At 63.6% G+C, this 10,343-nt stretch carries 11 protein-coding genes; 6 read left to right on the forward strand and 5 right to left on the reverse strand.

The features are described 5' to 3' along the window. Positions 1-3 precede the first annotated feature (3 nt). Positions 4-204 carry a YdcH family protein gene (locus JKL45_RS15870; RefSeq protein ID WP_201862514.1) on the reverse strand — a complete coding sequence of 67 codons (201 nt, stop codon included), beginning with the start codon at positions 202-204 and terminating at the stop codon, positions 4-6. A 189-nt stretch (positions 205-393) separates the two neighbouring features. On the opposite strand from JKL45_RS15870, the gene JKL45_RS15875 reads away from it, so the two are divergent. Further along, positions 394-576, forward strand: a complete 183-nt coding sequence (locus JKL45_RS15875; RefSeq protein WP_201862516.1) for a YdcH family protein — start codon at positions 394-396, stop codon at positions 574-576. Positions 577-652: 76 nt separating this feature from the next. Here the strand turns inward: JKL45_RS15875 and JKL45_RS15880 are convergent, their stop codons facing one another. Further along, a complete protein-coding gene (locus JKL45_RS15880) occupies positions 653-1,489 on the reverse strand; it encodes a sulfite exporter TauE/SafE family protein (protein WP_210345787.1) in 837 nt (278 codons plus the stop codon). 37 nt (positions 1,490-1,526) lie between these two features. Between JKL45_RS15880 and JKL45_RS15885 the strand changes: the two genes are divergently transcribed. Then, positions 1,527-3,440 (forward strand): propionyl-CoA synthetase, encoded by a 1,914-nt coding sequence (locus JKL45_RS15885; protein ID WP_201862518.1) that lies wholly within the window; start codon positions 1,527-1,529, stop codon positions 3,438-3,440. A gap of 307 nt (positions 3,441-3,747) precedes the next feature. Here the strand turns inward: JKL45_RS15885 and JKL45_RS15890 are convergent, their stop codons facing one another. Then, positions 3,748-4,464, reverse strand: coding sequence for a DUF1013 domain-containing protein (locus JKL45_RS15890; RefSeq protein WP_201862520.1), 717 nt, complete (start codon positions 4,462-4,464; stop codon positions 3,748-3,750). Positions 4,465-4,676: 212 nt separating this feature from the next. Continuing rightward, positions 4,677-5,675, reverse strand: coding sequence for an NAD(P)H-quinone oxidoreductase (locus JKL45_RS15895; protein ID WP_201862522.1), 999 nt, complete (start codon positions 5,673-5,675; stop codon positions 4,677-4,679). Between the two features lie 73 nt (positions 5,676-5,748). Here JKL45_RS15895 and JKL45_RS15900 point away from each other — a divergent pair, with 73 nt between their 5' ends. Beyond that, a complete protein-coding gene (locus JKL45_RS15900; protein WP_376771040.1) occupies positions 5,749-5,982 on the forward strand; it encodes a DUF1192 family protein in 234 nt (77 codons plus the stop codon). Between the two features lie 260 nt (positions 5,983-6,242). Next, positions 6,243-6,773: a protease adaptor protein RcdA gene (rcdA, locus tag JKL45_RS15905; RefSeq protein ID WP_201862524.1), complete on the forward strand. Its 531-nt coding sequence runs from the start codon at positions 6,243-6,245 to the stop codon at positions 6,771-6,773. 161 nt (positions 6,774-6,934) lie between these two features. Here the strand turns inward: rcdA and rpmE are convergent, their stop codons facing one another. Further along, positions 6,935-7,174, reverse strand: a complete 240-nt coding sequence (gene rpmE / locus JKL45_RS15910; protein ID WP_201862526.1) for a 50S ribosomal protein L31 — start codon at positions 7,172-7,174, stop codon at positions 6,935-6,937. Positions 7,175-7,432: 258 nt separating this feature from the next. On the opposite strand from rpmE, the gene JKL45_RS15915 reads away from it, so the two are divergent. Continuing rightward, positions 7,433-9,232, forward strand: a complete 1,800-nt coding sequence (locus JKL45_RS15915; RefSeq protein ID WP_201862530.1) for an ABC transporter transmembrane domain-containing protein — start codon at positions 7,433-7,435, stop codon at positions 9,230-9,232. A gap of 359 nt (positions 9,233-9,591) precedes the next feature. Further along, the coding region (locus JKL45_RS15920) for an MCP four helix bundle domain-containing protein (RefSeq protein ID WP_201862531.1) at positions 9,592-10,343 on the forward strand (752 nt) is incomplete at its 3' end.

A 10,343-nucleotide genomic window follows, 5' to 3' on the forward strand; every position in this document is an offset into this window, starting at 1 on the left:
TTCTCAGGCGATGATGTCGGGGGTGAGCTGGTCTTCCAGCCGAATGATCTGGTCCTTGAGGGAGAGCTTGCGCTTCTTCAGGCGCTGAACCTGCAGCTGATCGCCGGCGACCATGCTCTCCAGCGCATCGATGGCCATATCGAGATCGCGGTGTTCCTGCTTGAGGCGGGCCAATTCCGCCTCCATTTCAGCCAGTTCGGTCATTCAAAATACCTAAGATGCCAAGCCGTCTATGAATGCCGGGCCAAGAGGGGCGGAAGTATGCTCTGCGGGTCTGTGGAGAGCAAGATCGTCAAAGCATCTTCTACTCTCGATTTTGCAAATTTTGCCTTCGACTCGCCACACTCGGGCTGCCACAATATCCGGGTCAGAGATCACATAGGAGGAACTGACATGCCACTGCAGAATCACCTGACGGAACTGGAACGGAAGCATCGGGCTATCGAGCGCGAGATCCAGGATACCCTCAACCGACCCTCCGCAGATGACATGAGGCTGGCAGAACTCAAACGAAAGAAGCTTCAGCTCAAGGACGAGATCTCACGACTGAGAAGCTCCGAATCGGCGGTGCACTAGCCGCGCATTTCCTCAATATTCCCACCCTCAAGAAGCCGTCTCTTCATCCGAAGTGGCGGCTTTTTGCTGGGTTTCTTCAGAGAAGTGCGGCCGCTCCGTCATAGACGAGCTTGGCCCCCACGAAGACCAGCAGCACATAGACGGCCGTATAGAAGAGCTGGCCGGACACGCGCCGCACCAGCACCACTCCGGCCCAGGTGGAGGCGATCGCCACGGGAAAGAGGGCTCCGGCCGTCGCCATGTTCTCGGCCGTCATCTGGCCAAGCGCCAGATAGGGTGGCACCTTGATCCAGTTGATCAGCGCGAACACGACTGCGCCCGTGCCGACGAAGACGTCGCGCGCCAGGCGCTGCGGCATTACGTAGATCTGGAACGGCGGTCCGCCCGCATGGGCGATCATGCTGGTAAAACCCGTCACCCAGCCCCAGAACATCCCGCGCGGCACGTCGGCGGGCGTCGCCTTCGGCTCCCGTCCGCCCCGCTCCAGAACCAGGCGGCGAGCCGCAAAGGCGATGGAGATCAACCCGACGGCAAGCTTGATCGCCGCATCGGACACCTGAGCGGCCAGAAGATACCCGGTGACGATCCCCGAGGTGGCGCCCACGACCAGGATCACGACATTGCGCTTATCCCAGGTGTAGCGATAGGCCCAGACCGAGACCACATCCTGCACGATCAGGATCGGCAGGGTGATGGCGGCTGCCTGCACGGGCGAGACCACCAGGGCCATGAGCGGCAGGGAGAGCATCCCGAGGCCCGAGAAGCCACCCTTGGCGAGACCGAGGAGCGTCACGGCGGGAATGGCCGCGGCATAGAAGAGAGGATCGGTGATCACACGGGCACTCGCCGAAAGCAGGACTCGCCGAAAGTCTCCGCTGACCACGACGTAACCGCCTGCTACCACACTGGCCATTCGAAGTCTCATGCCGTGAACGCAACGGGGAAACGCCATGTCATCGACCCAAAGCCGTTATCATGAGGTCTATGCCGGCTGGAAAGCCGATCCGGAAGGGTTCTGGGCTCAGGCCGCGCGCGAGATCGACTGGATCAAGCCCGCCGACAAGATCTTCGACGCAGCATCGGGCGCCTACGGCACGTGGTTTACGGGAGCTGTCTGCAACACCTGCTACAACGCCGTCGACCGGCATGCGGCCACCCGCGCCGATCAGGCGGCGATCATCTATGACAGCCCCGTCACGAACTCCAAGCGCCGCATCTCCTATGCCGAGTTGCGCGACGAGGTGGCGACGCTTGCCGCCGTGCTGCAGGACATGGGTGTCCGGAAAGGTGACCGCGTCGTCATCTACATGCCGATGATTCCCGAAGCGGCTTTCGCCATGTTGGCCTGCGCCCGCATCGGCGCGATCCACTCGGTGGTGTTCGGCGGCTTCGCGGCCAAGGAGCTTGCTACGCGCATCGACGACGCCAAGCCGAAGGCGATCCTCTCGGCCTCCTGCGGCATCGAGGGCGCCCGCACCATTCCTTACAAGCCGCTCATGGACGAGGCGATCACGCTCTCGGCCTCGAAGCCCGATGCCTGTCTCGTCTACCAGCGGCCGCAATGCGCGGCTTCCCTCGTCGAGGGCCGTGATCTCGATTGGCAGAAGGCCGTCGCCGATGCCCGTCAGGCGGGCAAGCAGGCCGAGTGCGTGCCGGTCGCCTCCACCGATCCGCTCTACGTGCTCTACACCTCGGGCACGACCGGTAAGCCCAAGGGCGTCGTGCGCGACAACGGCGGCCACATGGTTGCGCTGAAATGGTCCATGGGGAACTTCTTCGGGATCGAGCCGGGCGAGGTATTCTGGGCCGCGTCCGACGTGGGTTGGGTGGTGGGCCATTCCTACATCGTCTATGCCCCGCTGCTCCATGGCTGCACGGCCATCCTCTACGAGGGCAAGCCGGTGGGCACGCCCGATGCCGGCGCCTATTGGCGGGTGATCGCAGACCATGGGGTTGTGACCCTGTTCACGGCGCCGACCGCTTTCCGGGCGATCAAGAAGGAGGATCCCGGCGCGGAACTCCTGAAGGGATACGATCTCTCGGCCTTCCGCGCTCTGTTCCTCGCGGGCGAGCGGGCGGACCCCGACACGGTGAAATGGGCCGACGATATCCTGCAGGTCCCGGTCATCGACCATTGGTGGCAAACCGAGACCGGCTGGCCGGTGGTGGGCAACCCGTTGGGCCTCGGCGCGCTTCCGGTCAAGCACGGTTCGCCCACAGTGCCGCTTCCCGGCTACACGGTGCAGGTGCTGGACGAAGGCGGCAAGCAGGTCGCCCCCGGCACCATGGGCGCCATCGTCATCAAGCTGCCGCTCCCGCCCGGCGCCCTGCCGACCCTCTGGCAGGCGGAGGAGCGGTTCAGGCAGGCCTATCTCTCCGTCTATCCCGGCTACTACAACACCTCGGATGCGGGCTATATCGACGAGGACGGCTATGTCTGGGTCATGGGCCGCACGGACGACATCATCAACGTGGCGGGCCACCGCCTCTCGACCGGCGGCATGGAGGAGGTTCTGGCCTCCCACCCGGCAGTGGCCGAATGCGCCGTCATCGGCGTGAAGGACGCGCTCAAGGGCGAGGTGCCCTGTGGCTTCGTGGTGCTGAAATCCGGCGTGCAGAAGACCCCCGAGGAGATCGAGAAGGATCTCATCAGCCTCGTGCGCGAGAAGATCGGGCCGGTGGCCGCCTTCAAGCTCGCCATCACCGTGCCGCGGCTGCCGAAAACGCGCTCGGGCAAGATCCTGCGCGGCACCATGAAGAAGATCGCCGATGGCGATCCCTGGACCACCCCGGCCACCATCGACGATCCGATCATTCTTGAGGAGATCGGGGAGGTGCTGAAGGCGAGGGGACTGGCGGGGTAAAGTTGCCGAATTGTCATCCTGGACGCCGCAGGCGATCCGGGATTGGGTGCAGGATGAGGCGCCAGAAACTCAACACTGTCATCCCCGCGCAGGCGGGGATCCATAACCACGACGCTTCAGGACGATGCGAGCAGCGACGCGCCTTATTCTGCATCGTCAGCGGCTATGGATCCCGGGCTCCGCTAACGCGGCCCCGGGATGACAGTGCTAGGCTGGTTTGAACGATCCCGGATCGGCTTCGCCGTCCGGGATGACGGCTTACCAGAAACAAAAAGGCCCGGATCGCTCCGGGCCTTTTGCATGAAACTTACTCTTCGTCTTCGTCGTCGCGCTTGAGCGTCTTGAGCTTGGCGAAGACCGAGTTGACGTCGATCTGTTCTTCCTGAACCGGCTTCGGGCGGCTCATATCAGCGAAGGGGTCGACCCGCTCGGGGGCCGTTGAGACTTCCGCGGGCATCAGGGTGCCGCCATGATCCTGGGCTTCCACCTGCGGACGATCCTTGGCGGCGCGCTGCACCTCGAAATCGAGGTCGATCTGCGAGCACAGGCCGAGCGTCACCGGATCCATGGGGGCGAGGCTCGCCGAGTTCCAGTGGGTGCGCTCGCGGACCTGCTGGATCGTGGTCTTGGTGGTGCCCACCAGCCGCATGATCTGCGCGTCCTTGAGCTCCGGATGGTTGCGCACCAGCCAGAGGATCGCATTCGGGCGGTCATGGCGCCGCGACACGGGGGTGTAGCGCGGGCCCTTCTTGATCTTCTTCTGCTCCGGCAGCTTCACCCGCGACTCTGCCAGCCGCAAGCGGTGGTTCGTGTCACCCTGCGCCTTCTCGATCTCTTCGCGGGTCAGCTGGCCCATGGAGATGGGGTCCGCGCCCTTGATGCCCGCGGCCACTTCGCCGTCGGCAATGCCCTTCACCTCGAGCGGGTGGAGCTTGCAGAAGTCGGCGATCTGGTCGAACGACAGCGATGTATTCTCGACAAGCCAAACGGCTGTCGCCTTCGGCATCAGCGGTCCCTGGGACATGTAAGCGAACCTCCTTCAGGCCGGGCGCCGGACATTTCGGCGCCGCACGGCAAAACTCTCTTGCGCTCCGAACCGGTGCGGACCGGAGCATCTCGTCTCACGCTGTGAGGGAAACGGGATGATTATAGGGATCGTGCCGCGATGTTGCAAATATTTGAGCACCGGACCCGGAAATTGGTTTCAGATTATTGGGTCCAGTGCTCCCCTTGGCGTCAGAGGGTCAGCACGATCTTCCCGATATGCTCGCCCCCGTCCATCCGGGCATGAGCCTTGGCCACATCCTCGAAGGCGAAGGTCGAGTCCATGACCGGGCGGCAACGGCCTTGGGCGAGCAGCGGCCAGACCTTGTCCTCGAGCGCACGGGCGATGCCTGCCTTTTCCGCCGGTGAGCGCGGCCTTAAGGTCGAGCCCGTATGGGTCAGCCGCTTGACCATGAGGCGGCGGAAATCGACCTCGACCTTGGGGCCGTGCAGAAAGGCGATCTGCACGATCCGTCCATCCTGGGCCGCCGCGTCGTAGTTGCGCGGAATGTAATCGCCACCGACCATGTCGAGGATCAGGTCCGCGCCCCGGCCGCCGGTGGCCTCCTTCACGGCCGCAACGAAATCCTCGCTCCGGTAGTTGACCGCGCTGTCGGCGCCAAGCCGCAGGCAAGCGTCACATTTCTCCCGGCTTCCCGCTGTTGCGATGACCGTAGCACCGAAGGCCTTGGCGAGCTGGATCGCCGTGGTGCCGATGCCGGAGGTGCCGCCATGGACCAGGAAGGTTTCGCCCGCCTGGAGGCGGCCCCGGTCGAATACGTTGGTCCAGACCGTGAAATAGGTCTCCGGGATCGCCCCGGCCTCCTCAAAGGACAGGCCTGGGGGAACCGGCAGGGCGTTGCTCTCGTGCACGAGAGCATATTCCGCATAGCCACCGCCCGGCACCAGGGCCATGACGGGCTCCCCGATGGAGAAGCGCCCGGCGCTGGGACCTGCCCCAACGGCTTCGCCGGCGATCTCGAGTCCGAGGATATCCGGTGCTCCGGGGGGCGGCGGATAGCCGCCCTGGCGCTGGAGCACGTCGGGGCGGTTTACGCCCGCCGCCTTCACGCGCACCAGGATTTCACCGTCTCCGGGCCGGGGAACGGGGCGCTGGACGACCTTGAGCACCTCGGGTCCGCCGCTTCCCTCCGCAACGACTGCGCGCATCATGTCCGGAATCTGCCCCATTTTTCCCTCCTTTGGTCAACACTCTCCCGGGATATAGGCCCCGTTGGCAAGGAATGCATGCCGAACTAACCTGATGACCAACCTTGAAGAGGAGAATGCCATGGCCCTCGATCCCTTCGCCGATGAACCGCGGCGCATCGTCAGCGCACATGAAATCGGCCAGGACCTGTCGATGCTCTCCGTCGATGAGCTTGAGGAGCGCGTCGAGGTGCTTGAGCGGGAGGTCGCCCGTCTTCAGGAGGCGAAGGCCAAGAAGGAAAGTTCCCTTGCCGCCGCGAGCGCCTTCTTCAAGCTCGGGCAGGCTTAGGGGCTTAACCGCGCATTAACCATTCTCAAGCATGATTGAGGCATCCAGATTTCTCCCTGGATGCTGAGTGGCTTAGAGGCTCACTCTGTTTGACGCTTCCCTGTTAGACTTCAAGAGCCGCCACGAGCGGCTCGATTTTTGTGAACCGGCTTAACCTTAAGAAGAGGTTACCGAGGCAAGTCTCCACGAACCGTCCTATAATCCTCTCATGAGTTGCAGCCCTCCGCTCCCGGCGGAGGAGTGGTCTTTGGGAGAGACGCGTGAACGAGCCCGACGTGATCCAGCTTGGTGTCGATCCTGTCCGGTTCGGGCAGAGTTTTGTAGGGTCCGATGCCTTCAGGGCCTTGTTTCAGGAAGGCATGGAGCTGATCGAGGAGACGGCCGCCTATCTCGACGGTCCGGGCCGGGAGGAATCCCGGCACCTGGAGCGCCAGGCGAGCCTCGTCTATGCCAGCGAAAGCATGCGGCTCACCACCCGGCTGATGCAGGTCGCCTCCTGGCTCCTGCTGCAGCGGGCGGTTGCCGAAGGGGAGATCTCCTCCGATCAGGCCCAGAATGAGAAGAACAGGGTTCGCCTGAACTCGTCGGACACCAAAACGAGCATTGAGGATTATGAGGCGCTTCCGGAGCGCCTGCGGGAGCTCATGGGTCTTGCAACCCGCCTCCACGCCCGCATCCTCCATCTGGAGCGCCTGATCGCCGAGGCGGGATCCACCCCCCGCCCCGCAGCGCTCAACCCGATTGCGGCCCAACTCGGCATGCTGGAAAAGGCGTTCGGGCCAGCTGAGTGAGAGACATCCGCCGCCAACGAAAAAGCCCCGCTTGAGCGGGGCTTTTTACATTCCTGGTTGAAACAACCGGCGCTTTAGCAGCGCATCGTGTGGACCGGACCCGGAGGGCCGCGCTAGCGAAAACCGGGCCCACTTTTCCGCACGATGCGCCAAGCGCCCGGTTACTTCTTGGCGCCGAGGCCCAGGCCGCCGAAGCGCGAATTGAAGCGCGACACGCGGCCGCCGCGGTCGAGCAGCTGCTGCGAACCGCCGGTCCAGGCCGGATGGGTGCTCGGGTCGATGTCGAGGTTGAGGGTGTCGCCCTCTTTGCCGTAGGTCGACCGGGTCTGATACTCGGTGCCGTTGGTCATGACGACCTTGATGAAGTGGTAGTCGGGATGTTCGGTTGCTTTGCGCGCCATTGCCATAGTCCTTCTCGCGGCCAGCCAAGTCTGGTCAGCCCGCAATGTGAGATCGAGCCTGAATTAATGAATGCGCGCCTATACCTCACTTAAGTGGTTGAAACAAGCCGGGGCAAAGGTGCTAAACCGTCCCAGAGCACTTTTCGGCCGGGCGAGCTTGGTTCGCCGTCGAAAATTGAGGCAGCTCAAAAGAAAAGGGCTGTTTCCGTGCCAATGGAAGCAGCTCCGGTCCGCGATTTTCCGTCAACGAAGGCTGACATGGCCGATTTGCCCTCCGACCCATCCCGCTCCAAGGCCGCACTCAGCGCTCTGAGACCGCTCATTCCCTACGGCCTCGCTTACAAGGGCAGGATCGCCGCGGCGCTGGCCGCTCTAGTCATGGCGTCCGGCGCCACGCTCATCGTTCCCATCGCGGTGCGCCGGGTGATCGATCTCGGCTTCTCGGACCAGGGCCGCGACTACATCAACGCCTATTTCGTCCTCCTGATTGGGGTCGTGGGCGTTCTGGCCTTGGCCAGCGCGCTTCGCTATTACTGCGTCATTACGCTCGGCGAGCGGGTGGTGGCGGATCTGCGCGCCGCCGTGTTCCGGCACCTGACGTCCCTCGATCCGGCCTTCTTCGACCAGACCAAGAGCGGCGAGATTGTCTCGCGGCTTACCGCCGACACCACCCAGGTCAAGGCGGCCTTCGGGGTGAGCATCTCGATCGCGCTGCGCAACCTGTTCCTGTTCCTGGGCGCGACGGTGCTCATGATCATCACGAGCCCGAAGCTCTCGGCCCTCGTGCTGCTCGCCATCCCGGTCATCGTTCTGCCGCTGGTGTTCTCGGGCCGTGCCGTGCGGCGCCGGTCGCGGGCGGCGCAGGATCGCCTGGCCGACGCCTCGGCCTATGCGGCGGAGGCCGTGGGGGCCGTGCGAACCATGCAGGCCTTCGGCATGGAACGCGCCACCGCAGCCCGCTTCGCCGCCGCCGCCGAGGAGGCCTTCGGCGCAGCCCGGCTCTCCACCACCATGCGGGCGTTTCTGACGGGCGCCGGCCTCTTCCTGGTCTCGGCCAGCGTCGTGGCGGTGCTCTGGTACGGCGCGCAGGACGTGCTCGCCGGCACCATGACGGGCGGGCGGCTGTCGCAGTTCGTGCTCTACGCGGTCTTTGCCGCAAGCTCCCTCGGCCAGCTCTCGGAGGTCTATGGCGAGCTCGCCCAGGCTGCCGGCGCGGCGGAGCGTCTGGGCGAGATCCTCGCCGCCAAACCCGCCATTGAGGCGCCGCGCAACCCGAAGCCCCTGCCGAACCCGCCGCTGGGTACGGTGTCGTTCAAGGACGTGCATTTCGCTTATCCGACCCGCTCCGAGCAGCAGGCTCTCCACAGCCTGAGCCTGACCGTGAGTTCCGGCGAAAGGGTCGCCATCGTTGGGCCTTCGGGCGCCGGCAAGAGCACGATCCTGCAGCTTTTGCTGCGCTTCTACGACCCCCAGGGCGGCTCGATCTGGGTCGACGGCGTTCCCATCCACGAGGCCGATCCCGTCAGCTTACGTGCCCGCATGGCCCTCGTGCCGCAGGAGCCGACGATCTTCGCCACGAGCGTCCTCGACAACATCCGCTACGGCAGGCCAGAGGCCACGGAGGACGACGTGCGCCGCGCCGCCGAGCTCGCCTCCGCCGACGGCTTCATCCGGGCCCTGCCGCAGGGCTACCAGACCATGATCGGCGAGCGCGGCGTGACGCTCTCCGGCGGCCAGCGCCAGCGCCTCGCCATCGCCCGGGCCATCTTGAAGGATGCGCCGATCCTGCTCCTCGATGAGGCAACCTCGGCGCTGGATGCGGAGAGCGAGCGCAAGGTTCAAGGGGCTCTCGACCGCCTGATGGAAGGCCGCACCACCCTGGTGATCGCCCACCGCCTCGCCACTGTGCGCTCCGCCGACCGGATCCTCGTCATGGACCAGGGCCGGATCGTCGAGGAGGGGACCCACGAGGCGCTGCTTGCCCAGAGCGGCCTTTACGCGCGGCTCGCGCGGCTGCAGTTCACTGGGGATCAGGAGCACAGCGAGGCCGCGGAGTAGCGCCAGCCCTGAAAAGAATGCCTGCTGGGGTGGCTGACATCCGGTGTGTCATGGATCAGGTCCGGGGCACCGCGCAGGTTCTGGAGCGGTAGTCATCTCAAGCTGGAGAGGGATCTACCTAAAAGAACCTCTACGTCAGGTCCGGGCGATCAGCGCCGATTTCAAACAAGTATTAGCATAAAAAGTTTAGACGTGAACCTTGATATACGTAGTAATACCTAAAGAATTTATTCAGTAGCGTTTATTAGTTTCAGTTAATCTATCATTTACTTATATATCTAATGGTCTTTTCACCTGAATATTGCGTGCCAGGGGGGTACGCGCCCTCCGCGGTGATGCGGGCAGGTCACTGAAAGACGATGCGTTTCCTCAATAATTTGAAGCTTCTCACAAAGCTGGCCATCCCGGTCACCATCTTCGTAGCGATCACAGTCGGTCTCATCTTCCTTGCCGATGTCGGTCTGAACCACATGGCAGAGGACACGCAGGAATTGGTTGAGCAGGAAGTCGCGCGCCAAGTGCTGACGCTCCAGATCAACGCTGAGGTGAATGAAGCCTCGATCCAGGAGAAAAACATCATCCTGTACGAGCCTGGCGACTTGATGAATTCAGCCGCAAAGCAGTTCGATAAGTACAAGGACTCGGCACTCCAGCATGCGGATGAGCTTCTGGCTCTCGCTGATACAGCTGAGCGGAAAGCCAACTACTCCGAGGTGAAGACGCAGGTTACGAATTACTTCGGCTTCATGGAAAAGAGCATCGAGCGGGCGCGTGTGAACGATGACTCGGGCGCTCTCAAGATATCCAGTGGCGAAGGCCGGGACGTTCGTATCAAGATCCGAGGGCTTCTCGCCGAGCGCATCGAAGGAGCCAAGAAGTCTCTGGCTCAGGCTGCCGACGACGCGGATGCACTGGCCTCCAGCACCTCCTGGATGCTGATGTCCTCCGCAGCTCTCGGCATCATTGCGGCTCTCGGCCTCATCGGCGCGATCATGATCTACGGCGTGACGCGTCCGCTTGGTTCGATGACGTCAGCGATGGGCCGGTTGGCTGCGGGCGATCTGGACGTGAGTGTCACGGGCACGGAGCGCCGCGACGAGGTGGGGCTGCT

The organism is Microvirga soli (genome assembly GCF_016734765.1).
Classification (GTDB): domain Bacteria; phylum Pseudomonadota; class Alphaproteobacteria; order Rhizobiales; family Beijerinckiaceae; genus Microvirga; species Microvirga soli.

Excerpts from the sequence above, each read along its gene's own strand:
- JKL45_RS15895 (WP_201862522.1), bottom strand. The coding sequence starts at position 5,675 with ATGGGGCAGATTCCGGACATGATGCGCGCAGTCGTTGCGGAGGGAAGC.
- rpmE (WP_201862526.1), bottom strand. The coding sequence starts at position 7,174 with ATGGCGCGCAAAGCAACCGAACATCCCGACTACCACTTCATCAAGGTC.
- JKL45_RS15890 (WP_201862520.1), bottom strand. The coding sequence starts at position 4,464 with ATGTCCCAGGGACCGCTGATGCCGAAGGCGACAGCCGTTTGGCTTGTC.
- JKL45_RS15885 (WP_201862518.1), top strand. The coding sequence starts at position 1,527 with ATGTCATCGACCCAAAGCCGTTATCATGAGGTCTATGCCGGCTGGAAA.
- JKL45_RS15915 (WP_201862530.1), top strand. The coding sequence starts at position 7,433 with ATGGCCGATTTGCCCTCCGACCCATCCCGCTCCAAGGCCGCACTCAGC.
- JKL45_RS15900 (WP_376771040.1), top strand. The coding sequence starts at position 5,749 with ATGACCAACCTTGAAGAGGAGAATGCCATGGCCCTCGATCCCTTCGCC.
- JKL45_RS15880 (WP_210345787.1), bottom strand. The coding sequence starts at position 1,489 with ATGGCCAGTGTGGTAGCAGGCGGTTACGTCGTGGTCAGCGGAGACTTT.
- JKL45_RS15870 (WP_201862514.1), bottom strand. The coding sequence starts at position 204 with ATGACCGAACTGGCTGAAATGGAGGCGGAATTGGCCCGCCTCAAGCAG.
- JKL45_RS15875 (WP_201862516.1), top strand. The coding sequence starts at position 394 with ATGCCACTGCAGAATCACCTGACGGAACTGGAACGGAAGCATCGGGCT.